Here is a 23994-nt window from a genome sequence, read left to right as displayed (position 1 = left end):
CCTGGGGGTGGCCTATTCCTTCCGGTCCAGCGCGCGGACCGCCGCCAGCACCTCCAGGGCGTCCGCCGGGTCCGCGTCGTCCGTGGCGGGGCTGACCGACAGCCGGGTGACGACGCCCGCGTAGCGCCGGTGGATCTCCCGGGCCGCCTCCTCCGGCGTGCCGGAGACGGCGAAGGTCCGGAACACCTCGTCGTCGATCAGCTCGCCCATCTCCTGCCAGCGGCCCCGCAGCGACATCCGGTGCAACTGCTCGTGCAGCTCGCCCCAGCCGTGCAGCTCCAGCACCGACCGGTAGGCCGGGGTGGAGGCGTAGAAGGCGATGCGTTCGCGCACGACGATCCTGGCGGCCGCCAACTCCTCCTCGGTGCGCCCGGTCGCGGCCAGCACATTGCCGACGACCTCGAACGGGCGGTCGGTCCACGGCGCCCGCTCCGCCTCGGCCTTGGCCCGGGCCGCCAGCACCCCCGGCAGCAGCTGGCGGGTGAGGTGCTCCACGGAGCTGAAGGGGTGCGCGATGAAGCCGTCGGCGACCGCTCCGGCGGTGGCCGCCATCCGCGGCCCCACGCCGGCCAGCAGCAGCCGTGGGGCGCCCGCCTCGATCCGGCCCGGGGTGAACGCCGGCGTCATCAGGGTGTGCGTGTAGAAGTCGCCCCGGAAGACCAGCCGTTCGCCGGTCTGCCAGCTGTCCCAGATGGCCCGCACCGCGTGCAGGTACTCCGCCATCCGGGCGGCGGGCCGGTCCCAGGGCATGCCGAAGCGGCGTACGACATGCGGCTTGACCTGCGAGCCGAGCCCGACCACGGCCCGCCCGCCGGACGCCTCGTGCACGCCCCACGCCTCGTACGCCAGCGTCATCGGGGTGCGCGCGAAGGCGATGGCGACGCCGGTCGCCAGCTCGATCGATCGGGTGGCGTCCGCCGCCCGGGCCAGCTGGACGAAGGGGTTGTGCGCGGTCTCCGACACCACCAGCCGGTCCATGCCCCGGCTCTCGGCCGCCCGCGCGGCCGCCAGGATCCCGCCCGGACGGGCGGGGGCGGGGGCGTCGAACAGCAGCCGCGGTGCGGTGCGGGCGGTGGCGGTGGCCATCGGGGGTCTCCTCGTCGCTGTGCGTCCTGGGGTGACCCTATGCCCGTGCCGCAGGGCCCCGGCCGGTGGTGCGGTCGGGGCCCTGCGGGGTGCGTCCGTGGTGCTCGTAGTGCTGGTAGTGCTCGTGGTGCGAGTGGTGCTGGTGGTGCGGGGTCAGCCCTTGCGGGTCTTGACCTCGGCGGTGAGCTGGGGCAGGACGGTGAACAGGTCCCCGACCACGCCGTAGTCGGCCAGCTCGAAGATCGGCGCCTCGGCGTCCTTGTTGACCGCCACGATCGTCTTGGAGGTCTGCATCCCCGCCCGGTGCTGGATCGCCCCCGAAATCCCGTTGGCGATGTACAACTGCGGAGACACCTGCTTGCCGGTCTGCCCCACCTGGTTGCTGTGCGGATACCACCCCGCGTCCACCGCCGCCCGCGAGGCACCCACCGCCGCACCCAACGAGTCCGCCAACTCCTCCACCACCCCGAAACCCTCGGCCGCCCCCACACCCCGGCCACCGGAGACCACGATCGCCGCCTCCGTCAACTCCGGACGCCCCGAGGACACCCGCGCCGTCCGCGAGACCACCCGCGTCCCGGACGCCGCCGCCGAGAACACCACCTCCACCGGCACCACCACCCCCGCACCCGCCACCTGCTCCGGCGCCACCGCATTCGGCTTCACCGTGATCACCGGCACCCCACGACTGACCCGCGACGCCGTGGTGAACGACGCCGCGAACGCCGACTGCACCGCCACCGGACCCCCCTCACCCGCCGACACATCCACCGCATCGGTAATCACCCCCGAACCCAACCGCAACGCCAACCGCGCCGCCACCTCCTTCCCCTCACCCGACGACGACACCAGCACCGCCACCGGCGCAGCCGCCTTCGCCACCTGCTCCAACGCATCGACCTTCGGCACCACCAGGAACTCACCGAACTCCGCCGCGTCAGCGGTGTACACCTTGACCGCACCGTACTGCGCCAACGACCCCGCCACCCCCTCCGCGGCCCCGCCCGCGCCCAGCAGCACCGCCGCCGGCTCACCCAACCGACGCGCCAGCGTCAACAACTCCAGCGCCGGCTTGCGCACAGCACCGTCCACATGGTCGACCAGGACCAGGACCTCACCCATGACTCAGCTCTCCAAAAACGTCGATGTGCAGGAAGGAAACGCGATGAGCACGCTGGGGCTCAGATGAACTTCTGCGCGGCCAAGAACTCGGCCAGCTGCCTGCCGCCCTCGCCCTCGTCCTTGACGATCGTGCCCGCGCTGCGCGCCGGACGCGCGGTCACCCGGTCCACCGCCGTCCACGCCCCGCCCAGACCCACCTCGTCCGCCGCGATCCCCAGATCCTCCAGATCCAACGAGACCACCGGCTTCTTCTTCGCCGCCATGATCCCCTTGAACGAGGGGTACCGCGCCTCACCCGACTGGTCGGTCACCGACACCACCGCCGGCAGCGACGCCTCCACCACCTCGCTCGCCGCATCCCCGTCCCGACGACCCCGCACCGACCCGCCCTCCACACTCACCTCGGACAGCAGCGTCGCCTGCGGCACACCCAACCGCTCCGCCAGCAGCGCCGGCACCACCCCCATCGTCCCGTCCGTGGACGCCATCCCGCACACCACCAGATCGAACCCGGTCTTCTCCAGCGCCCGCGCCAGCACCGCCGAGGTCCCGATCACATCCGTACCGTGCAGATCCTCGTCACTCACGTGCACCGCCTTGTCCGCACCCATCGACAACGCCTTGCGCAACGCGTCCTTCGCATCGTCCGGACCCACCGTCAGCACCGTCACCTCCGCATCCCCCGACGCCTCCGCGATCCGCAACGCCTGCTCGACCCCGTACTCGTCCAGCTCCGACAGCAGCCCGTCCACCGAATCCCGGTCGGTCGTCGCATCCTCCGCGAAACGACGGTCACCGGTCGCATCGGGCACGTACTTCACACAGACAACGATCCTCAAGCTCACGGCCTGTCTCCTGTACTGGTACTGGGGTGGTGACAGCAGCCTAAGGGTACTCAGTGCCATTGGCAAAGGCACTCAGTGCCATTTCTTGAGTGGTCTTCGTCTCCCCCCTCCTGGGTGGGCTCAGCGGGTTCGGTGTTGCGAATGGTCGCCGATGGGCATGAGACGAGTGAGATCGCCCAGCGCCTCGCCTACTCGCAGCGGACGGTGACCACGGTCGTGCACGACATCACCCAGCACTTCCGGCCACGCAACCGCGCCCCTGTGGTCGCCGAACGCCCCCCACGGAACGCGCCGCGCACCTCTGCGCCGCGCACCCCCGTGCCGCAACCTGCCGTGCCGCTGGTGCGGACCGTCGGCGAGGCGGCCGTCCGGGCAGCCGACCGGCACCCCGGCCGTCTTCGGGGGGCGAGCGCAACGCGGTCATCGCCCGCACGCCGCACCATTCCTGATGCACCGTCAAGTACCTTACCTACGAGCTGATGTCCCGCCTGCAGTCCCGCGACCGGGCACGCCCCTCGCCCTCGCGGTACGGCACGGGCTCATCCAGGAAACGGAAGAAGGACCCCACGTGCCCCACAACGACACCATCGCCGAGCCCCGCCTCGCGCCGCGCCCCGGCAGGTCCGGCCGGGAGCGTGTCGCCCGCCCGCGCCGCCTGCTGATGTGCCCGCCGGTGCACTTCGACGTCACCTACTCGATCAATCCGTGGATGGACCCGCAGCAGCCGGTGGACGGCGGCCTGGCCCTGGCCCAGTGGACCAGCCTGCGCAACCTCTACCAGGAGCTCGGCCACACGGTCGAGGTGATAGAACCGCTGCCCGGCCTGCCCGACATGGTCTTCGCCGCCAACGGCGCCACCGTCGTCGACGGCCGGGTCCTCGGCGCCCGGTTCCGCAACGTGCAACGCACGGCCGAGGGCCCGGCGTACCTCGCCTGGTTCGGCGAGCACGGCTGGACCGACCTGCACTGGCCCGAGCACATCAACGAGGGCGCGGGCGACTACCTGGTCGTCGGCCGCACACTGCTGGCCGGCACCGGCTTCCGCACCGACCCGCGCTCGCACGCCGAGGCGCAGGAGTTCTTCGGCCTGCCGGTGGTCGGCCTGACCCTGGTGAACCCGCAGTTCTACCACCTGGACACGGCGCTGGCGGTGCTCTCCGAGGACGAAGTCATGTACTACCCCGAGGCGTTCAGCCCGGGCAGCCAGGCCGTGCTGCGGGAGATGTTCCCGGACGCCGTCCTGGCCACCGCCGAGGACGCGGCGGTCTTCGGGCTCAACGCCCTCTCCGACGGTCGGCACGTGCTGCTGCCCGAGGCCGCCGTGCAACTGCACCAGCGGCTGCGGGAGCGCGGTTTCGAGCCGATCGGCGTGGACCTCACCGAACTCCTCAAGGCAGGCGGCAGCGTCAAGTGCTGCACCCTGGAACTGCACCCCCGCTGAGTCCGCGTTGATCGCCTGTTGAGCCGCGCGCCGCAAGCTGTAGCCAGCGGCACGTCCCGACGGCGTGCGGATCGCAGACGCGAGATCGCTCACGCGGGATCGCTGACGCGTGATCGCGGACGACGTGGAGGAACAGGCCATGACCCAGCGCACCGGAGACCGCCCCTGCCCGGAGGTCCGCGACCTGGCGCGGGTGATCCCGCTGCACGCCGCGCTGCGTCCGGGCGCCGAGCCGACCGAGCCGGTCGGCTCGGGCCCGGGCGCGGTGCTGCCCGGCCCCTGGCACTGGTTCACCCACCGGGACATCCCGCGCACCGGCGGCGACCCGAGCTGATCCCGGCCGCGCGCGGGCCTCAGCCCGGTCCGGCGGCGACCCGGGCCAGCAGCTCGCGGGTGCCCGCCGCCTCCGGGGCGCGCAGCTGCTCGAACAGCCGGGCGGCGGTCTCCAGGCACTCCCCGGCCCGCTCCCGGACGCCCTGCTCGGCCAGCGCCCGGCCCAGCGCCGCCAGCGCCAGCGCCCGGGCGTACCCGCTGTCCAGCTCCTCGGCGATCACCTTCGACTGCTCGGCCGAGGCCACCGCCTCCGACCACAGCGCCTGGTCGGCCAGGCACTCGGCCAGCCGCGCCAGCGCCAGCCCCTCCAGCGAACGCCGCTGCTGCTCCTGGAAGTAGTCCAGGGCGCGCCGCAGCCGCTGCACCGCCTCGCCGATGCGCCCGGCCGCGCGCAGCGCTATGCCCAGCTGGTAGTAGCTGTCGGCGACGCCGGCGGCGCTGCCGGAGTCCTCGGCGATGGCGGCCGCCCGGGCCGCGCAGGCCACGCCCTCGTCCGGACGCCCGGCGTTCAGGTGCACCCGGGCGATGTTGCCGAGCACCCGCGCCTGCCCGGTGGTGTTGCCCAGCGCCTGGCACAGCGCCAGCGACTCCTCGAAGTACTCCAGCGCCTCGGCCGGGCGCGAGGTGAGGTTCAGCACCAGCGCGATCTCGTTGGTGACGGTGGCCCGCAGCGCCTGGTCGGCGGCGTCGTCCGGGGCCAGCAGCTCCAGGGCCCGGCGCAGCGTCGGCTCGGCGTCTCGGTGGCCCGCCGCCAGCCGGTCCAGCAGCCCGCCCAGGTAGCAGACCCGGGCCTCGGTGGCCCGGTCGCCCCGGCGGCGCGCGGCCACCCCGGCCGGGCGCAGCACCTCGCGGAACCGGGCGGCGTGCACCTGCCCGTCCAGCAGCCACACCAGGCCCAGCAGCAGGTCGACCGCGAAGCGCAGCCCCGGCCCGACGGCCGCCGTGTCCGCGTCCGCCTCCGCCGCCTCGCGCACCACCTGCTCGGTGATGGCGAAGATCAGCGCGCTCTCGCTGTGCGGCCAGCGGGCCGCCTGCTCCCGGTCGCCGAAGCGCAGCCCGGCGGTCCGGGTCGGCTGGAAGTGCCGGACCAGGGCGCCGTCCGGGTCCAGCGCCCGGGAGGCGTTGGCCATGCTGGCGAGCAGGTGGTCGGCCAGCAGCAGTACCGCGCCCGCCCGTTCGGCGGCGGTGTCCTCGCGCTCGCTGCGCCGCCGGGCGAACAGCCGCAGCAGGTCGTGGTACTGGTAGTGGCCGGGGGTGCGGGAGAGCAGCAAGCCGGCGCTGTGCAGGGACTCCAGGACGTCCTCGGTGTCCCGCTCGGGCCGTCCGACCGCCGTCGCGGCCGCCGCCGTGGTCAGGCCGTGGCCCTCGGGCAGGGCCAGCAGCCGGAACGCCCGGGCCTGCTCCGGCTGCAGCTGCTCGTAGCTCAGTTGGAAGGTCGCCTCCACACCGAGCGAGCCCAGGTGCAGCTCGTCCAGCCGGCGGCTCTGGTCCGCCAGCCGCTCGGCCAGCGCGGCGGCGCTCCAGGCCGGGCGGACGGCCAGCCGGGAGGCCAGGATCCGCACCGCCAGCGGCAGGAAGCCGCAGGCCGAGACCAGCGCCTCGACCGCCTCCGGCTCGGCGGCGGCCCGCTCGGCGCCGACGACGGAGGCGAACAGGTCCAGTGCCTCGCCGCGCCGGAACGCCTCGATCTCGAACAGCCGGATGCCGGGCAGCTCCACCAGTTGCGCCCGGCTGGTGACCAGCACCGCGCACCCGGCGGTGCCGGGCAGCAGCGGCCGGATCTGGGCCGCGTCCCGGGCGTTGTCGATGACGATCAGCATCCGGCGCCCGGTCAGCAGCGAGCGGAACAGCGCCGAGCGCTCGTCCAGCCGCTCCGGGATACCGCCGGGAGCGACCCCCAGGCTGCGCAGGAAGTCGACCAGCACCAGCCCCGGGTCGGTGAGCAGTTGCTCCCCGCCGCGCAGGTCGGCGAAGAGCTGGCCGTCCGGGAACTGCTCCCGGACCTGGTGCGCCGCGTGCACGGCCAGCGTGGTCTTGCCGGAGCCGCCGATGCCGAACAGCGTGATCACCGGCACCGCCTGGCCCGCCGGGGCGCGCAGGGCGGCGACCAGGGAGCGCAGTTGCTCCTCGCGCCCGGCGAAGTCCGGTATGTCGGTCGGCAGTTGCGCCGGGACCACGGAGCGGTACACCGCCGCGCTGTCCGGGGCCGGCTGGGCGGCGGACGCCCGCCGGTCCGGCACCGCCGCCAACTGCGGGTCGGCGCCCAGGATGCGCTGGTGCAGGGCGCTCAACTCAGGCCCCGGGTCCACCCCCAGCTCCTCCACCAGCAGCGTCCGGATCTCGGCGAAGCAGGCCAGCGCCTCGGCCTGGCGCCCGCCCCGGTACAGCGCCAGCATCCGCAGCTCGCGCAGGTGTTCGCGCAGCGGGTGCTCGGCGACCAGCTCCTCCAGCTCGTCCAGCACCTCGACGTGGCGGCCCAGCTCCAGGGCCAGCTCCAGCCGGGCCTCGGCGGCGGCCAGCCGGCGCTGCTCCAGCCAGCCGCGCTGCTGCTCGGCGTACGGGCCGGGGACGCCGAGCAGCGCCTCGCCCTGCCACAGCGCCAGCGCTGCGCCCAGCCGCTCGTACGCGAGTTGGACCTCCCCGGCGGCCCGCAGCCGGTCGGCCTCGGCGACTGCGGCGGTGAACGCGTGCACGTCCACCGAGAGGGCCGGATCGCCGGGGGTGCGCAGGATGTAGCCGTCGCCGACGGAGACCACCACCGCGCCCGGCGCCCGCCGCGCCCGCCCGGGTTCGAGCACCGCGCGCAGCCGCGAGGCGTAGGTGCGCACCGCGCCCACCGCGTGGTCCGGGACCTCGCCGCCCCACAGGTCGCCCAGCACCTGCTTCAGCGGAACCGTCTGACCGGGCCTCAGCAGCAGCGAGGCGAGCAGCGCCACCTGCTGCGGCGAGCCCACCTGGAGCTGCGCCCCGTCGCGCCAGGCGGACACCGCGCCGAGCAGCTGGAAGCGGAACTGCGGATCCACGGCCGCACTGCCGTCCGTCATGGTGACTCCCCGTCGGCCTCCCACTCGCACGTTCGAGCCGAGGCCGAACGTACCACCCCCGTCCTGGGCCCTCCGCACCAATCCGTCCTCCGCGTTGAATCGTTGTTTATTCGGGTCTGCGATGCTCTTCGGCGTAGGAACCAGCGAGAAGAGGGCAGCACCATGACCACGCCTGAGGCAGTAGAGCCGACCACTGTAGAAGCCGCCGTCGTCGGCGGCGAGGCCGGGGCCGCCGGCGAAGGCCACCCGCTCCCGGAACTCCCGCTGGAGTCGGACCGGCGAGAGGGGACGCCGCGTCCGGCAGACATATCCACCCACCCGTAAGTGCCCGACGCCGCTCGGGGGGCCGTGGACCGCGGCTGATCGGGGGCCGAGCGGCGGGTCCGGCCCGTGGTCGGGTGGGACGGCTGGGTGTGACAGGTGGCGGGACTTCCTCCGGCGTCCGGGGGGAGGTCGGAGGGAGCCCGACCACCGCCCGCTCGGGGCCATCGGCCCCGGGCGGGCCTTTCGCATGCCCGGGGCCGGTCACGGCCGCCCCGCGCCGGGGCTCAGAGCTGCGCCGCGCCCTGCTGCATCGGGGCCTGCCCGGCCTGGAACTGCTCCGCCTGGTCCTTGGGCAGCTTGTGCTGCACGCCGCAGGCGGTGCACTGGGTGCTGTAGGTGGAGCTGATCGGGAAGAGCGGGATGAAGAACAGGGTGAACTTGACCACCCGCCGTCTGATCGCGTGCGCGGCCGTGCTGCCGCAGCGTCCGCAGACCAGTACCACCATGGCCAGCTGGTAGACGTACCGGCGGGTGCCGAAGATGATCATGTCCGTGCTCCTTGGGCCAGGGGTGCCCGCCCCCCTGGGACGCGCGTCGTGGGGACGATTGTGGCGTCTCCACGGCCGCCCCCGGACACCGGGGTGAGCGGGCCCCGCGCCGGGGGGCGACGAATCCCTCCAGGTCCGGACGGTTCGGGCGGCGGTCGGCCTGCGCAGCGGCGCAGGCCGACCGACCGGGTTCAGCCGACCGGCGGCTTGGCGGCCAGCGCGGTGACGTTGAGGCTGCCGTCGTTGATCGGCCCGGGGGTGAAGCCGATGGTGCGGAAGGTGGTCTCGTCCGGCGGGGTCACCTCCAGGTACGACGGGGTCACCGACTTCACCCCGTAGGGGGCGTTCCAGGCCAGGTCGGCCCAGGCGGACTGGCCCGGCTTGAGCGTGACGGTGTGCCGCCCCGGGTCGGCGGCGAAGTAGGTGGAGCCCCAGTTGACCTTGATGGACAGCACGCCGTGCTTGGCGTTCTGCAGGCCGAGCCCGGGGTAGCCGTAGACGGTGCAGGTCTGGTGCGAGGTGTTGGTCAGCGCCAGGTTCTCGCCGAAGTTGCCCACACCGGCCTGGTTCGGGTCGGCGTGCAGGGAGGCGGTCAGGCCCGAGGTGTGGCAGCGCGGCACGGCGCGCGGAGCCGGCGCGGCGGCCGAGGCGGACGCGGCGGTGCCCGCGACCAGCAGGGCGGCGGCTGCCGCGGTCAGTCCGGCGGTCCGCTTCAAGCTCGTCTTCATGGTGTCTCCCTTACGGCGGAGGAATCGGTGGTCGGGCGGGGAGACGACACAGCGGGCCGTCCGGTTGTAAAGGGCGGGCAAAACATCCGCTGCGGCGCGGGGCCGGGGCCGGGCCCGGTGGCGGCCCGGTGCGGGCGGGCTGACGTGGGCGGACGGTACGATGCGGGCGTCGAGCGGCGGACGGCGGAGAGGCCGGCATGGGTGAGCAGGACGGGGGCCGTCCGGCCAGGGGCCGGCCGCGCAGCGAGCGCGCCCGGACCGCGGTGCTGGAGGCGGCGGCCGACCTGCTGGTCAGCGGCGGCATCGAGGCCGTGACCATGGAGGCCATCGCAGCCCGCGCCCAGGTCAGCAAGGCCACCCTGTACAAGTGGTGGCCCTCGCGGGCCCATGTGATGCTGGACAGCTTCTTCAGCCGGACCAGGCACACCACCGCCGTCGACCAGGACGCCTCGCTGGAGGAGGTGCTGGTCTCGCAGATCGGCTCGCTGGCGGTGCTGTTCCGGGACACCGAGTCGGGGCCGCTGATGGCGGATCTGATCGCCGCCGCGCAGGCCGACCCCGACATCCGGGCCGCCCTGGACGAGCAGTGGCTGCGTCCGCGCCGGCAGATCAGCGAGGGGCTGCTGCGGGCGGCGGTGGAGCGCGGCGAACTGGACCGGGGGACGGATCTGGCCGCCGCCGTCGACCAGCTCTTCGCCCCGGTCTACCACCGGCTGATGCTGGGCCACGAGCCGCTGCACGACGAGCTGGCGGCGACCCTGGTCGGACAGCTGCTGCGCGGCCTGCGGGCGTAGCCGGTGCCCGCGTGGACCCTGGCGCCTCGTGCCGGGGGAGGCCCTAGCGCCCGCCCCCGGCGCGCCCGCGCCGCAGCGCGGAGACGGTCCAGACGGCCAGGCCGACCACCGGCAGCGCCGCGCCGAAGAGGGTGACCCCGCTCCAGCCGTACGAGTCGTGCACCGCGCCGGAGGCGGCGGTGGCCAGCGAGCCGCCGAGGAACACCGAGGTCATGAAGACGGTGTTGACCCGGGCCCGGGCGTCGGCGCGCAGCCCGTAGATCTCCCGCTGGCTGAAGACCTGGTGGCTCTGGACGGCCAGGTCCAGCAGCACCCCGGCCAGCGCCAGCAGCACCAGGCTGCCGGAGCCGACGTCGGCCAGGACCATGGCCACCGCCGCCAGGGCCAGCGCGATGCCGCTGCCCCAGTGGCCGTGGCCCCGGTCGCCGAGCCGCCCGGCCAGCGGCGCGGCCGCCGCTCCGGCCGCGCCCACCAGCGCGAACAGCCCGATGCCGACCTGGCCGAGGTGGTGCCGGCTGATCAGCTCGAAGGAGACCGAGGTCCAGAAGCAGCTGAAGGCGCCGAACATCAGCGCCTGGCACAGGGCCCGCCGCCGCAGCGCGGGCTCCTGCGGGATCAGCCGGACGGTGGAGAGCATCAGCTGCCGGTAGCCGCTGGTGTGGTTGGGGTGGCGCTTGGGCAGCAGCCGCACCAGCAGCACCGACAGGACGATCATCAGCACGGCCGACACCAGGTAGATGGTGCGCCAGCCCCAGGCGGCGGCGACCAGGCTGGAGACGGTGCGGGCCAGCAGGATACCCAGCAGCAGCCCGGCCATGACTGTGCCGACGACCCGGCCGCGCTGCTGCTCGGGGGCCAGGTGCGCGGCGAAGGGGACCAGGATCTGGGCCACCACCGACGTCATCCCGACCAGCACGGACAGGGCCAGGAACACCCCGAAGTCGGGCGAGAGACCGGCCCCGAGCAGGGCGGCGGCGGTCACCAGCAGCGTCCGCGAGGCCAGTGCCCGGTTTTCCAGCAGGTCGCCGAGCGGCAGCAGCACGACCATGCCCAGGGCGTAGCCGAGCTGGGTGAGCGTGACCACCAGCGCGGTGCTGCCCTGGCCCACGCCGAAGGTCCGGGCGATGGGGGAGAGCAGCGGCTGCGCGTAGTAAATGTTGGCCACCGCCATGCCGCAGGCCACGGCGAGCACCAGCACCACCCGCCGCAGCCGCGCGGGCGACAGTGCGGGCGCGGCGTCCGCCTGCGCCGGGGTGCGGGCCGCCGCTCTGTCGACCGAGGTCCCCTGTGGGGCCTTGTGTGCGTCCTGCACGTGTTCCTCCTCGGCGCGCCGTCTGCTTCCGACCGCTTTTTCTGAACGCTACGTTCACTATACAGCGGTGCGGCCGTCCGCAGCGAGCGGTGCCGGGGCGCCGGGGCAACGCGACGAACCCCCCGGTCGCGGCCGGGGGGCTCGGGCGGAGCGGATGGGGCGGCGGATCAGGTCAGGAACAGCGCCGCCCCGTCGCGGCGGCTGCGCCGGGCCCGCCAGGCCAGCACCGCGACGGCCGCGACCAGCCAGCACGCGCCGACCGCCGCCTCCTGCGCCGCCAGCACCGCCGTCCGTCCGGCCGCCTGCCCGGCCAGAGTCTGCCGGATGGCGAGCAGTCCGTGCGTCAGCGGCAGGCACTCGCCGACGCGGCCCAGGAACGGCCCGACCGCGCTGCGGGGCACCTCCGGGCCGCAGACCATCATCATCACCGCCAGCGCCGCATTGGAGACCACATTGCGCAGGTCGGGGGTGGTCAGCACGAGCGAGCCGAGGAACAGCCCCAGGCAGTAGGTGGTCAGCGCGACCAGCACGATCAGCCCGGCGGCCACGGCCACCGAGGCCACGGTGAGGTGCAGCCCCACCACCGGGCTGAGCAGCAGCACCGCGCCCAGGCCGCAGACCACCCCGTCCGGCAGCCAGAACAGGCTGCGGCCGACCAGCACCAGCGACGGGCTGCTGGGCGAGGCGACCAGCAGCGGCAGCGTGCCGTTCTCCAGCTCCCAGGTGGTGGACGCGGTCGCAAACAGGCCGTGCACCGCCACCAGCACCATGGAGTTGCCGATCAGCAGGTAGCGCGCCTGGCCGGGGCCGAGCAGGTCGCCGGCGGTGGTGAAGAACAGCGCCTGGGCCAGCATCCGGACGAACCAGCCGAACAGCCAGGTCTTCCAGGTGAAGACGGCGCTGTGGTCGGCCGCCCCGGCCCGGGTGGCCCAGCGCAGCACCTGCAGGTGACGGTTCATCGCAGCCCCACCGTTCCGTTCTCCCTGACCAGACGTACGACGCGGGCGAGCACCGACCGGCCGCCGAGCCCGGCCAGCAGGCCGAGGCCGAGCACCACGCAGACCCGCCAGGCCACCCCGGCCACCGGGGCCGGGGCCAGCGCTGCCCGCAGCAGGTCCGAGGACCAGGAGAGGTAGACCAGCCGGCCGATCGGGTGGGTCCACTCCGGCAGCCGGTCGATCGGCACGAACACCCCGCCGAGCAGCAGGATCGGATAGCTCAGCGAGTTCTGGAAGGTGCGCGCGGTCCGGGTGGCCACGAACAGCGCCGCCATCAGGCAGGCCACCCCGGCGGTGGCGACCGCCGTCGCCAGCAGGCCCACCACCAGCACCACCGGGTGGTACACCCGCGGCACCATGCCGAAGCCGAGGACCGCGACGGCGGCCACCTCCACCACGGTGAGCAGACTGATGGCGGTGGCCACCCAGACCCGGCTGAGCACCAGCCGGGCGAAGTCGACCGGGGCCGCGATCACCAGCTCCAGCGTGCCCAGGGCCCGATCGGAGTCGACCACCTCCCCGGAGATCAGCATCGCCATGCTCCACACGGCCATCAGCACCGGCGCCAGCAGCCCGTACGCGACCAGCTGCGGCTGCCCGCTCTGCCGCACCAGCAACAGGAAGACCGCCGCCATCAGCGGCGTGCGGACCAGGTCCAGCAGGTAGTCGCGGTGGGTCAGCACCAGCCGTCCCTGGAACCGCCAGGCGGCGAGCAGCAGGGTCACCGGGCCACCACGCTGCGCTCCTCGTTCCGGTGGACCAGCTGGAGGTAGACCTCCTCCAGGCTGGGCAGCTCGGTGCGCACCTCGGTGACGCCCGCCGAGACCACGAAGGCCAGCACCCGGCCGACCGCCTCCTTGCTGTCCACCGAGATCACGGCCGCGCCGTCCTCCGCGGGCACCACCCGGGCCACGCCGGGCAGTTCGCGCACCCGGTCCAGCACCGGCCCGGCGGCGGTGATCCGGATCCGGTCCTGCTGCGAGACCAGCCGGGCCAGCGTCCGGGGAGCCTCCGCGGCGACCACCTGGCCGTGGTTGATCATGGTGACCCGGTCACAGAGCACCTCGGCCTCGTCCAGGTCGTGGGTGGCCAGCAGCACGGTCCGGCCCTCGCCCGCGAGGCGGCCGATCAGCTCGCGCAACTGCCGTGCGGCCAGCGGGTCCAGGCCGTTGGTGGGCTCGTCCAGCAGTACCACCCGGGGATCGGCCAGCAGCCCCCGGGCCAGGTGCAGCCGCTGGCGCATGCCGACCGAGTAGGTCTCCACGCGCTCGTCGGCCCGCTCGGCCAGGCCGAACTCGTCCAGCAGCTCCTCGGTCCGCGCGCGGCCGGCGGTGCCGGACATGCGGTACAGCGCAGCCCAGTAGCGCAGGTTCTGACGCGCCGTCAAACGCGGATACAGGCCGCGCTCGCCGCCGAAGACGATGCCGAGCAGCGGACGGATCCGCTTGTAGTCGGCCGCCAGGTCGTGCCCGAGGATCCGGGCGCTGCCCGAGGACGGCAGCAGCACCGTGGACAGGATCTTCATCAGCGTGCTCTTGCCTGCGCCGTTCGGGCCGAGCAGCCCGTGCACCTCGCCCTGCTCGACCGCGATCGAGACCCCGTCCAGGGCGGTCACCGCGGGGCCGCGCCTGGCGCGGTACTCCCGCCGCAGATCCACGGTCTCCACCGCGAGTTCGGCCCGCCCGGGGCCCGGGCTGCTGTCCGGCATCACAACTCCCTCTCCGTGGCGGAAGGGGCGCCGCCACTCGCCTCGTCCAGCCACTCCTGCCGGGCGGCGCCGCAGACCAGGAGGAACGAGCCGATGGGTGTCCGGGCCACCAGCTGGCGGCCGACGTCGTCCAGGCGCCACTCGGGCCCGGGGGCGCCGTCCAGGGGCACGGCGAACAGCGGCACCCCGGCGGCCAGCGCCCGGCGCGGCCCGGCCCAGCGGTGCAGCAGGTCGGAGGCGGTGTCGGCGAGGCGTCCCGCCTGCTCCTCCACGCCCGCTTGGGCGGCCGCCGCCAGCAGCCGGACCGGGCTGCTCCAGCGCCGCAGCGCGCCCGCCGCCCGCAGCAGTCGTGCCCGGACCACCGCCGCCCCGGGTGCGGGCACGGTGGCCGGGGGGCTCCAGCCCAGGCGGGCGATCCGGCGCATGGCCTCGCGCCACTGCGGCAGCAGCCCGGTCCTGGCCAGGTCCGCGGCCACCTGCGCCAGCTCCTGCCGGTCCAACTCGCCCAGCAGCAGCATCAGATCGAGCAGGTCGCGCGAGCGGAACGGGCGCTCCCAGCGCTCCGCCACCAGGGCCACGGCGCTGGCCGCCAGCGGCGAGCGCACCGGGCGCGCCAGCTGCCAGGCCGGGCGGCGCACGTCGGTCACGATCTCCGCGGTCACCAGCCCGACCGCGTACGGTTCGCCGGTGGCCGAGGGGCGGCGGAACTCCGCCATCAGATGGTGCGGCAGGCTGTCCCCGGCCCGGGCCGGGCCGAACGTCAGCGCCTCCAACTCCCAGCCGGTCTCGGCCAGATGGCGGGCGCAGGCCCAGAAGTCCCGGTAGTGCGGGCAGACCACGTCCAAGTCGCCGGCCGAGCGCAGGATGCCGGGCGGGTAGAGCGCGGCGACCGTCATCCCCTTCAGCAGGTACGTCTCGGGTGCGAGCTTGTGCAGCCCGTCCCAGAACTGCCGGTAGTCGTCGATGCGTTCGCGGCAGGCGGCCAGCTCCCGGGCCTGGGCGGCGGTGAGTTCGGCGCCCTCCGCGGCCCACAGGCTCAGCAGGGTGGCGGCCAGCTTGTGCCCCTCGGCCCGGGCCGTGCCGAGGACCGTCTCGCGCGGGCACTGCGGTGCGAGGCCCAGCAGCTCGCGGACCGTTCCGGTCGATACTTCAGTCAACCCCGACTCCGTCGCTGCGTGCGGGCCCTGGGGCGACCAGTGCCGTGATTCCGTGCATGGGTGCGATCAGGATCCGCGACAAGCATGACCAGCGAATCCTGACCACACCGGCGCCGATGGTTACCGGCGGCCCTTCGTGCGAATACGCACCTTCTTCGTGGCGACCATGGGAACTCCCTTCTTGATCTGCTCGGTCCGGAAAGTCAGCTCATGGTATTCCCGTAGCATGGAACATGACAATGCCTCAAAAAGCGTAGAGAATACGTCTGTTGAAGCAGTCGAAGCGAATGGACGGAGCAGACCGCCGATGGCAGCCGACACCGCCGAGCCGTTCCTGCGGCCCCCGTTCACCGTGGATCCGGTCCGCCGCGCAACCTATCCGGACGACATCTACTTCCGCGAGACCGTACAGCTGCTGGAGCGGCTGGAGCCGGACCGGATCGAGCGGATGGTGCTGCACAGCAGTTTCCTGGTGTTCAAACCGGAGGCCGTCGTCGGACGCCGGATCGGCCCCGCGCTGGACTTCCTGGCCGGGCACGGCTTCGAACCGCTGGGCTGCGCACCGGTCCGGATCGACCCGCGCACCCACCGTGAGCTGTGGCGTTACCAGCTCAACGCGGCCCCGTTGGCTATCGTCCGTACCGTGGACATGATCCTGGACGCCGGCCCGTGCCTCTTCGTCGCGCTGCGGGACACGCACGGCCCGGAGCGGACCGGGACGACCGCCGCCGCCCGGCTGAGCGAGCTGAAGGGGTCCTCCCGCAACCGCGCGGCCAACGGCGGCACGCTGCGCGAGACCCTCGGCTGCGAGCTGCTCTGCCTCAACTTCGTGCACGCCCCCGACGACCCCTCCGACCTGGTCAGAGAGGTCGGCGTGCTGTTCCCGCGGCAGCGCACGGCGGCGGTGCTGGCGATGCTGGACGCCGAACCCTCGCCCGCCCGCAGCCGCGCCCTGGCCGAGCAGACCCGGCAGCTCTACGCCGACCACCCGGCCCACCCGCTGCGCCCCGGTCCGCAGCAGCCGCCGATCGGCGCCGAACTGCACGCCAGGCTGGACGAGTTGGCCGAGGCCGACAGCCCGGTCCCGCTGTGGGACCGGATCGTGGCGGCCGCGCAGCTGGTGGACCGGCTGCCCTCCGCCGCCCGGGGGCCGCTGATCGGTCCGCCGCCCGGCGCCCGCCCGGACCACCAGCGCCCGACGGCCCAGCCCAGCGGGAGTGCCCGATGAGCGACCAGGGGCGTCCGGAGGCCGCCGACGCCGCCGGTGACGACACCGCCCGCGTCGACACCGCCCCTGACGACACCGCCCGCTACGGCCCGGCGCCGTGGGAGGACGGGCCGCGCCGCCTCGGCCGGTACGCCCGGATCGCGGTGCTGTCCGACGTCCACGGCGCGGTCACCGCGCTGGAGGCCGTGCTCGCCGAACCCGAGCTGCGCTCCGCGGACCTGGTGGTCCTGTGCGGTGACCTGACGTGGGGCCCGGAGCCGCAAAGGGTGCATGAGCTGATCGCAGGGCTCGGCGGGCGGGCCGCGTGCGTCCGCGGCAACGCCGACCGGTACGCGGTGGAGGTCGCCACCGGCGCGCGGGAGCCGATCGGCCCCCGGGAGGCGTGGATTCCGGCCCGGCACTCGCCCGAGGCCCTGGAGTTCCTGGCCCGGGTTCCGTTCAGCCTGGTGGCGGAGGTGGACGGGCTCGGCCCAGTGCGCTTCTGCCACGGCTCGCCGCGCAGCGACCACGAGCTGGTCACCTTCGGCACGCCGGAGTCGCGCTTCGCCGAACTCGCCTCCGGGATCGAGGAGTCGACGCTGGTCACCGGCCATACGCATCTGCAGTTCGACCGGGCCGTGGCCGGTCGGCGCAGTGTCAACCCGGGCAGCGTCGGCCTGCCCTACCACCTGGGCGAGCCCGGCACCGCCTACTGGGCCCTGCTCGGCCCGGACGTGCAGCTCAGGTCCACCCGCTACGACCCGGCGCAGGCGGCGGCCCGGGCCATGGAGTCCGGCGATCCGGGCGCGGAGCGCTTCGTCGCCACGCTGCTGCGACCGCCCACCCCGCAGGAGATCCTCGCCGACGCCGAGGCCCGGGTGTTCTCCGGCTGAACCGCCAAGCTGCCGAACATAGCGTCAACCATGTTTTGAAAAACTTGAGTTGATGGAGAATCAGTTTGCCTCTCCATCGCTTTCCGGGTATTGACAGTCGAGCCGGGGGTATGTTGACCTGTCCCTGCAAAGGCCCTTCGCGCGATTCTCTCAGCAGGAGGAATTCATGCAGACAGCCCCGCAGCCCCAGCAGACCGCAACCAGGACCTCCTCGGCCCCGGTGATGCTGCTTCCCCGTCTCGTCGAGCGCATGATCACCGACCGCCAGGCCGTGCACATCGCCAAGTTCCGCACCACCTGCACGGATTGTGTCCCGAACTACTGAGCGGCGAATCGCGCGTCGGCGGGCGTACGACTGCGCCCGCCGACCTTCGCGTGGTGCCCGAGGTCGTTGAGCGGCAGCTGCGTGCCGCCTCCCGCGGCGTCGTCGTCCTGGCGATCGACGGCCTGTCGTACGAAGCAGCCGAGCAGACCCTGCCCCACGCCCGGCTGCGACCGCTGCGCTCGACCTTCCCCAGCACCTCGACCACCGCCTGGCTCACCTCCGTCACCGGAGTGGGCGCGGCCGACCACGGCGTCGTCGGCATGGTCTACCGCGCGCCCGGCGCCGACCGCGTCACGCACCTGGTCTCCGGCCGGGAGAGCGGCTTCGGCCCCCAGCAGCGCGGCCGGAACGCCACGCCCGCAACGGAGTTGGTGCGCCCCACGCCGACCGTGTTCGACCGCTGCGCCGCCGCCGGGCTGCCCGCCCTGGTCATCGGCGCCGAATTGCAGCAGCTGACCGGCGCATGGGCGGCCGCGCTGCTGCACGGCGCGCGGCTGCTGCCCTCGCCGGACATCGCCCCGAGCCCGGACCCGTCGGCCGTCGCCGAACGCACGGTGCGCGAGATCGAGGCCGTCCTGGCCGATCCGCCCGCCGAAGCCCCCTGCCTGCTCTGGGCCTACGTCAACCTCGACGACCACATCCACCGGGCCGGCTACGATAGCCGCCTGCGCGCCGCCGTCCGACTGCTGGACGAGGCGGCCACCCGCTGGGCCGACGCCGGATGGAGCGTCCTGGCCCACGCCGACCACGGCCTGGCCCCGGTGGCGCCGCGGGCCGACCTGCTGGAGGCGTGGGCCCGGCTGGACAGCCCCTCGCACTGCTCGCTGCCCGGCGGCGGCGCCGGGCGGGTGCGCTGGATGTACCCGCGCCCCGGGCACGAGGACCGGCTGGCGGCCGAGCTGGCCGACGCCCTCGGCGAGCAGGCGCTGGTGCTCACCCCCGAGGACCTCGACCGCCGGGGCCTGCTGCCCGCCTCGCCCGCCGTCCGGGACCGGATCGGCGCGGTGGTGGCGGTGGCGGCCTCCCCGGGCTTCCCGGTCCCCGATCCCGGACTGGCCTGGGAGCACGGGGCGTTGAGCGAGGCCGAGATGCTTGTCCCGCTCGCCGCCTGGGGCCCCGACCCTGCCCTGATTTTTTAAAGCCGTCCCGACCACCGCAACCCTGAACCGCACCCGTCACCACCGCACCCGTCACACCGTCCTGAACACCATCCGAGAAGGAGAACGCGTGAGCACGGTCGTCTTTCGCAACAAGACCGGCGGTTCGGAGACCCTGCACGCGGCGCCGGGCCAGACCCTGCTCGACGTCCTGAGGGTCAACGGCATACCGGCCAACGCCGTGCTCGCCTACCGCCGCGGAGCGGTGGTGCCGGAGGCGACCGTCGTCATCGAGGCCGACGACGTGATCGAGGTGCGCCAGGTCCGGCACTACGACCTGGACGTGCTGCGTCGCCCCAAGGACCACACCTACGCCGCGCCGGACCCGGTCTACACCAAGTCCATCCTGTTCGACCACGGCGGCACGCTGGAGCGCCGCACCGAGCAGCTGACCGCCGAGACCTTCGTCGAGTACGTCGAAGAGACCTTCGTGCAGAGCATCGCCTCCGGCGGCACCATGCGCGCCGGGGACCGGATCGTCATCGGCCTCTCCGGCGGGCGGGACAGCGTGGCCTACCTGAAGCTGCTGGAGCGCACCCGCGGGCGTTGGCCCGACGTCGAGATGACCGCCGTGACCATCACCGGCCTGCCCGACTGGGAGGAGCCGGCCACCTTCCAGGCCGCCCTGGACGCCTGCGCCGGGCTCGGCCTGGACCATGTGATCGTCACCGCCGAGGAGGTGGCCGAGCTGTTCAAACTGCGCGGCTCCTTCGTGGAGGTGATGAACCGGATCGTCGCCGGCGAGCACCGCAACATGAACATGGTCATCGGCCACCAGGTGCTGCGCCGGATGCTGGAGCGCGAGGCCGAGCGCAGCGGCTCCTCGGTGGTGGCCTTCGGCTTCAACGCCGACGACCTGGTGGCCAGCATGGTCACCTGGTTCACCACCGGCTTCCGGATGGGCGGCATCCCGGTCCGCGAACTGGGCGACATGCGCTACGTCTTCCCGCTGTACCGGATCACCAAGAAGGAGCTGACGCTCTACCTGGAGCTGGTCGCGCCGGAGCTCAACCGGCAGGGCGCCCCCGGCCGCTTCACCACCGGCCCGGACGAGCGCTCCCTGGCGTACGCCATGGCCGACCACCTGTACGACCTGTGGCCGGGCATCGACTACTACGTCTTCAACGCCTTCGAGAACGTGCAGCGCTCGCTGCTGCCGCTGGTGGACGACGTGTGCCGGGTCTGCGGCGGACGCTACGTGCTGATGGAGGGCGTGGCCAACCCCGCCGGGCTCTGCGACGTCTGCGGCTTCCTGCAGCGACAGGAGGCGCTGCGGGCGGACGCCGGATGACCCGACCCTGGTACCAGGACTTCTTCACCGAGGACTTCTGGGCGGTCGCGGAGCACGAGTACACCCCCGGGCGCACCGAGGCGGAGGCCGACTACCTGGCCTCCGCCCTGGCCGGTGCGCCCGGGCGGCGCGTGCTCGACCTGGGCTGCGGCACCGGGCGGCACGCCGTCGCCCTGGCCCGGCGCGGGTTCCGGGTCACCGGGGTGGACGCCGTCGGCTGGGCGCTGGAGCGGGCCGCCGCCTCGGCGACCGCCGCCGGCGTCCGGGTGGACTGGCTGCACCTCGACCTGCTGCGCGAACTTCCTTGGCCGGTCGAGGAGTTCGACGCGGTGGTGTGCCTGCAGTCGTTCGGCTGGGGGAGCGACGCCCAACAGCTGCGGCTGCTGCGGGAGGCCCGCCGGGCGCTGGTCCCCGGCGGGCTGTTGCTGCTGGACCACTCCAACGCGCTGGCCATCGCCGCCCGTTACCAGCCGGAGGCGGTGTTCGAGACCGAGGGGCTGCGCGCGGACTTCCGCCGCAGCCTGCGGGTGGTCTCCGGGCGCAGCGCCGGCTCGATCGAGGTCCGCCGGGCGGGCCGCGCGCCCGTCGTCGTCCGCGACGACGTCCGGCTCTACCAGCCCGCCGAGGTGGGCGCGTTGCTGTCCCGGGCCGGGCTGGTGGTGGAGCGGGTGGAGGCGGACTTCACCGCCGGCCGGGAGGTGACCGCCGCCTCGCGGTACGTGCAGTTCACCGCCCGCCGGCCGGCCCCGCCCCCGGCCGCGATCGACACCTGGCGGCCGGACGCCCCGGCCGGCGCGGACGACTCCGCGCTGGACCTGCGCTGGTCGCCGGACGAGGCGGGGTACGTCCGCGCCGCCGTCGAGCGGGCCTGCCGGGAGCTGGGCCCGGAGCTGCTGACCGCCTACCACGTGACCGACCCCTTCGCCGGGCGGCAGTCCGCGCCGGTCCTCTCCGAGCACTTCGGGGTGGAGCTGACCCCCGACATGGTGACCGCCGGCAGCGGCGCCACCGGCCTGCTGCACGCGCTCGCCGCGCTGTCGCTGCCCGGCCCGGTGCTGTACCTGGAGGACGGCCACCCCGACCTGCCGCACTGGGCGGCGGCGCTGGGCGCCGAGACCGTCGCCGCCAGCCGGGAGTCGCTGGTCGACAGCCTGGACCGGCACGCCCCCGCGCTGCTGGTGCTGGACCACCCCTCGATCACCGGCGACCTCCGGGACCGTGCCGAGCTGGAACGGACGGTCCGCGCCGCCCGGGAGCGCGGCGCGGTCGTGGTGCTGGACGAGGCGTACGCCACCTACGCCGGGCCCGCCGCCAGCTGCGTACCGGCGGTGGCCGAGCACGACAACCTGGTGGTGCTGCGCAGCATGTCCAAGGGCTACTGCTGCGGCGGGCTGCGGATCGGCTTCGCGCTGGCCTCGCCCGGGCTGACCCGGCGGCTGCGCGAGACCGCCCCGCCGCTGGCCGCGAACAGCGCCGGGCTCGCGGTGGCGCTGCGGCTGCTCGCCGAGGGCGACGTCTTCGCCGCGCTGCGGGCCAGGATCGCCGAGGTCAAACCGGAGGCGGCGGCGGCGCTGCGCCGAGCCGGGATCGAGCTCACCGAGGGCGCGCCCTGCCTGCCGTGGCTGACCGCGCCCGCCGACGACCACACCCGGGCCGTCCTGGCCAAGCGCGGCCTGCGGGCCAAGCCGGTCGGCGAGCGGCTGCTCAAGATCGCCGTCCCGCTGTCCGAGGACCGGCTGGACGCCTTCCGGGAGGCCGTCGCCGATGCCCGCTAGCCCGCCGACCGGCCTGACGGCCGACCCGCCGCACGGGAAGCCGCCGTCCAGGAAGCCGATATCCGGGCAGCCGCCGTTCGGGGAACCGCCGACCGGCCCGCCCTCGGGCGGGCTCGCCGACCTCGGCGCGCTGGTCGGCCGGGTCCACCGGGAGATCGACGCCGAGGAGGCCATGCGCCGGGTCGCCCGGCTGGTGGCCTGGGACCGCTACCAGGGCTCCGCCGGGATCGCCGCCGCCGCCGACTACGTCGCGGGCGAGGCCGAGCGCGTCGGCCTGACCGGCGTCGAGGTGCTCTCCTTCCCGGCGGACGGCCGCACCGCCTGGTGGACCTTCACCTCCCCGGCCCCGTGGACGCCGCGCGCAGCACGGCTGTGGGTCGCCGGACGGCCGCCGCTGGTCCGCTACCCCGAGCAGCCCTACGCCCTGGCCGCAGGCTCGGCGGCGGCCGACGGCGAGGCGCCGCTGGCCCTGCCGCAGGAGCCGGGCTGGAAGCCGGGCGCGGTGGTGCTGCTGGGCTCGGCGGCGGAGCTGGGCCCGGAGCTGTTCGCCCGGATGCGGCAGGAGCGCGCGGCGGGCTTCTGCGTGGTCACCCACCCGGACCGGGACGACCAGGTCGGCCGGGTCGAACTGCCGCCCGGGACAGGGCTGTTCGGGTTCAGCGTACGGCCGGGCCAGCTGGCCGGACTGCGCGCGGCGCACCGCCGGGGCGAGCCGGTGCGGGTGCTGGTCGAGCTCGACCCAGGGCCCGGGCGGATGCCGGTGGTGGTCGCCCGCACGCCGTCCGGGGACGGCCCGGGGTGCCTGCTGGCCGCGCACCTGTGCCACCCCGCGCCGAGCGCCAACGACAACGCCTCCGGGGTGGCGGCGGCGCTGGCCGCCGGACAGGTGCTGGCGGGCCGCGAGCTGCGCCGCCCGGTCCGCTTCGTCTGGGGCCCCGAGTTCACCGGGCTGGCCGCCTGGACCCACCGGGCCGTCGAGCAGGGCGCGTGGCCGCTGCCGATGATGGCGGTCAACCTCGACATGGTCGGTGAGGACCAGCGCCGCTGCGGCGGCCCGCTGATCGTCGAGCACGGCCCGGAGTACCTGCCGCACTTCGCCGGTGCGCTGGTCGAGGCGTGCGTGCGGGCGCTGCCCCCGGCCGCCCGCTCCTACAGCGGCGCGGTGGACTGCGACGTCTGGGCCTGGCGGGCCACCCCCTTCGTCGGCGCCTCCGACCACGCGGTCCTGGCCGACCGGGCGATCGGCTGCCCCTCGGTGCAGCTCGGCCACTGGCCCGACCGCTTCAACCACTCCAGCGCCGACACCCTGGACAAGGTCGATCCGCAGGAGCTGCGCCGGGCCGCGGCCGTCGCCGCCTCGGCCGCGCTGGTGGCGGCGCAGGCCGACGGCGCGGCGGCCGGAGGCATCGCCGATCTGCTGGTGCGCTGGACGGCCGAGCGGATGACCGCCTGCCTGCCGCCCACCGCCGACCGGCACGCGGCCGCCCGGCTCACCCGCCGCTGGCAGTACGGCCGCGACGCCCTGCGGACGCTCGCCCCGCTCGGCGCGGACGCCGCGCAGCTGGACGCCCGGGCGGCCCGGCTGGACGACCTGCACCGCGCCCTGTCCGCCGCCTGGCCCGACCGCCCGCACACCGGAGCGGACGCCGAAGCGCATGCCGGAGCGGACGCCGGTCCGGCGCTGTGCCGGGCCTGGCCGGGGCCGTTCAACCTGCGGGCGCTGCTCGGGGCCGTCGCCCCGGAGGACCGGAACTGGCTGCTGCGGGAGTCGGCGGCGGACCGGGGCCGCTTCTACGCCTGCGCGATGGCGCTGGCGCAGTCCGTCGACGGCAGCGCCGACGCCGCCGCGGTGGTCCGCGCCGCCGAGCTGGACTCCGGGCTGGATCAGGCGCCCGGCTTCGGGCCGCGCTTCCTGGCGGCGATGGTACGGGCGGGCTGGCTGCACGAGACGGACGAGAGGTGAGCG

23 protein-coding genes are annotated in these 23994 nt (G+C 74.3%); 12 read left to right on the top strand and 11 right to left on the bottom strand.

The window, feature by feature from the left end:
- Positions 1–12: 12 nt before the first annotated feature.
- The 3 genes from GXW83_RS21605 to GXW83_RS21595 form a co-directional block, all read right to left on the bottom strand.
- On the bottom strand, positions 13–1086 hold the full coding sequence (locus GXW83_RS21605) for a TIGR03617 family F420-dependent LLM class oxidoreductase (protein ID WP_182444661.1): 1074 nt from the start codon (positions 1084–1086) through the stop codon (positions 13–15).
- Between the two features lie 153 nt (positions 1087–1239).
- A complete protein-coding gene (locus tag GXW83_RS21600) occupies positions 1240–2208 on the bottom strand; it encodes an electron transfer flavoprotein subunit alpha/FixB family protein (RefSeq protein ID WP_182444660.1) in 969 nt (322 codons plus the stop codon).
- Positions 2209–2267: 59 nt separating this feature from the next.
- On the bottom strand, positions 2268–3053 hold the full coding sequence (locus GXW83_RS21595; protein ID WP_182444335.1) for an electron transfer flavoprotein subunit beta/FixA family protein: 786 nt from the start codon (positions 3051–3053) through the stop codon (positions 2268–2270).
- Between the two features lie 141 nt (positions 3054–3194).
- On the opposite strand from GXW83_RS21595, the gene GXW83_RS35400 reads away from it, so the two are divergent.
- The 3 genes from GXW83_RS35400 (at position 3195) to GXW83_RS21580 (ending at position 4828) form a co-directional block, all read left to right on the top strand.
- On the top strand, positions 3195–3533 hold the full coding sequence (locus GXW83_RS35400; RefSeq protein WP_370466746.1) for a hypothetical protein: 339 nt from the start codon (positions 3195–3197) through the stop codon (positions 3531–3533).
- A gap of 106 nt (positions 3534–3639) precedes the next feature.
- Entirely contained in the window at positions 3640–4494 is an 855-nt protein-coding gene (ddaH, locus tag GXW83_RS21585; protein WP_370466888.1) for a dimethylargininase, read from the top strand.
- A gap of 139 nt (positions 4495–4633) precedes the next feature.
- Entirely contained in the window at positions 4634–4828 is a 195-nt protein-coding gene (locus GXW83_RS21580) for a hypothetical protein (RefSeq protein ID WP_182444659.1), read from the top strand.
- A 19-nt stretch (positions 4829–4847) separates the two neighbouring features.
- On the opposite strand, the gene GXW83_RS21575 is transcribed toward GXW83_RS21580, so the two are convergent.
- Complete coding sequence (locus tag GXW83_RS21575) at positions 4848–7871, bottom strand: AfsR/SARP family transcriptional regulator (protein ID WP_182444658.1); 3024 nt, start codon at positions 7869–7871, stop codon at positions 4848–4850.
- Between the two features lie 162 nt (positions 7872–8033).
- Between GXW83_RS21575 and GXW83_RS34315 the strand changes: the two genes are divergently transcribed.
- The gene (locus GXW83_RS34315) at positions 8034–8195 is read left to right on the top strand and encodes a hypothetical protein (protein ID WP_225447160.1); all 162 of its coding nucleotides are present in this window, start codon (positions 8034–8036) and stop codon (positions 8193–8195) included.
- Positions 8196–8419: 224 nt separating this feature from the next.
- Here the strand turns inward: GXW83_RS34315 and GXW83_RS21570 are convergent, their stop codons facing one another.
- Together GXW83_RS21570 and GXW83_RS21565 are read right to left on the bottom strand one after the other, a co-directional pair.
- A complete protein-coding gene (locus GXW83_RS21570; protein ID WP_182444657.1) occupies positions 8420–8683 on the bottom strand; it encodes a zinc-ribbon domain-containing protein in 264 nt (87 codons plus the stop codon).
- A gap of 191 nt (positions 8684–8874) precedes the next feature.
- Positions 8875–9411 carry a DUF4232 domain-containing protein gene (locus GXW83_RS21565; RefSeq protein ID WP_182444656.1) on the bottom strand — a complete coding sequence of 179 codons (537 nt, stop codon included), beginning with the start codon at positions 9409–9411 and terminating at the stop codon, positions 8875–8877.
- 197 nt (positions 9412–9608) lie between these two features.
- Here GXW83_RS21565 and GXW83_RS21560 point away from each other — a divergent pair, with 197 nt between their 5' ends.
- Entirely contained in the window at positions 9609–10205 is a 597-nt protein-coding gene (locus GXW83_RS21560; protein WP_182444655.1) for a TetR/AcrR family transcriptional regulator, read from the top strand.
- Positions 10206–10248: 43 nt separating this feature from the next.
- Here GXW83_RS21560 and GXW83_RS21555 read toward each other — a convergent pair whose 3' ends face one another.
- The 5 genes from GXW83_RS21555 to GXW83_RS21535 all read right to left on the bottom strand — a co-directional run bounded on the left by GXW83_RS21555 (position 10249) and on the right by GXW83_RS21535 (position 15380).
- The gene (locus GXW83_RS21555) at positions 10249–11517 is read right to left on the bottom strand and encodes an MFS transporter (RefSeq protein ID WP_225447159.1); all 1269 of its coding nucleotides are present in this window, start codon (positions 11515–11517) and stop codon (positions 10249–10251) included.
- Between the two features lie 167 nt (positions 11518–11684).
- Positions 11685–12476, bottom strand: a complete 792-nt coding sequence (locus tag GXW83_RS21550; RefSeq protein ID WP_182444654.1) for an ABC transporter permease — start codon at positions 12474–12476, stop codon at positions 11685–11687.
- On the bottom strand, positions 12473–13240 hold the full coding sequence (locus GXW83_RS21545) for an ABC transporter permease (protein ID WP_182444653.1): 768 nt from the start codon (positions 13238–13240) through the stop codon (positions 12473–12475). Before GXW83_RS21545 ends, GXW83_RS21550 begins: the two co-directional genes overlap by 4 nt.
- A complete protein-coding gene (locus GXW83_RS21540; RefSeq protein ID WP_182444652.1) occupies positions 13237–14223 on the bottom strand; it encodes an ABC transporter ATP-binding protein in 987 nt (328 codons plus the stop codon). The genes GXW83_RS21545 and GXW83_RS21540 overlap by 4 nt, the downstream gene beginning before the upstream one ends.
- Positions 14223–15380, bottom strand: coding sequence for a hypothetical protein (locus GXW83_RS21535; protein WP_182444651.1), 1158 nt, complete (start codon positions 15378–15380; stop codon positions 14223–14225). Before GXW83_RS21535 ends, GXW83_RS21540 begins: the two co-directional genes overlap by 1 nt.
- A gap of 307 nt (positions 15381–15687) precedes the next feature.
- Between GXW83_RS21535 and GXW83_RS21530 the strand changes: the two genes are divergently transcribed.
- The 7 genes from GXW83_RS21530 (at position 15688) to GXW83_RS21500 (ending at position 23991) form a co-directional block, all read left to right on the top strand.
- Positions 15688–16608: a nucleoside-diphosphate kinase gene (locus GXW83_RS21530; protein WP_182444650.1), complete on the top strand. Its 921-nt coding sequence runs from the start codon at positions 15688–15690 to the stop codon at positions 16606–16608.
- Entirely contained in the window at positions 16605–17480 is an 876-nt protein-coding gene (locus tag GXW83_RS21525; protein ID WP_182444649.1) for a metallophosphoesterase, read from the top strand. Before GXW83_RS21530 ends, GXW83_RS21525 begins: the two co-directional genes overlap by 4 nt.
- Positions 17481–17646: 166 nt before the next feature.
- A complete protein-coding gene (locus GXW83_RS21520) occupies positions 17647–17805 on the top strand; it encodes a hypothetical protein (RefSeq protein WP_182444648.1) in 159 nt (52 codons plus the stop codon).
- Between the two features lie 53 nt (positions 17806–17858).
- Positions 17859–18944 (top strand): alkaline phosphatase family protein, encoded by a 1086-nt coding sequence (locus tag GXW83_RS21515; RefSeq protein ID WP_182444647.1) that lies wholly within the window; start codon positions 17859–17861, stop codon positions 18942–18944.
- An 88-nt stretch (positions 18945–19032) separates the two neighbouring features.
- Positions 19033–20253 (top strand): hypothetical protein, encoded by a 1221-nt coding sequence (locus tag GXW83_RS21510; protein ID WP_182444646.1) that lies wholly within the window; start codon positions 19033–19035, stop codon positions 20251–20253.
- Positions 20250–22028 carry an aminotransferase class I/II-fold pyridoxal phosphate-dependent enzyme gene (locus GXW83_RS21505; protein WP_182444645.1) on the top strand — a complete coding sequence of 593 codons (1779 nt, stop codon included), beginning with the start codon at positions 20250–20252 and terminating at the stop codon, positions 22026–22028. The genes GXW83_RS21510 and GXW83_RS21505 overlap by 4 nt, the downstream gene beginning before the upstream one ends.
- Complete coding sequence (locus GXW83_RS21500) at positions 22018–23991, top strand: DUF4910 domain-containing protein (RefSeq protein ID WP_182444644.1); 1974 nt, start codon at positions 22018–22020, stop codon at positions 23989–23991. Before GXW83_RS21505 ends, GXW83_RS21500 begins: the two co-directional genes overlap by 11 nt.
- Positions 23992–23994: the final 3 nt, after the last annotated feature.

The organism is Streptacidiphilus sp. PB12-B1b (assembly GCF_014084125.1).
Classification (GTDB): Bacteria; Actinomycetota; Actinomycetes; order Streptomycetales; family Streptomycetaceae; genus Streptacidiphilus.
The sequence above is the reverse complement of the archived record's forward strand: the minus strand, read 5'-3'. Positions and strand labels throughout refer to the sequence as shown.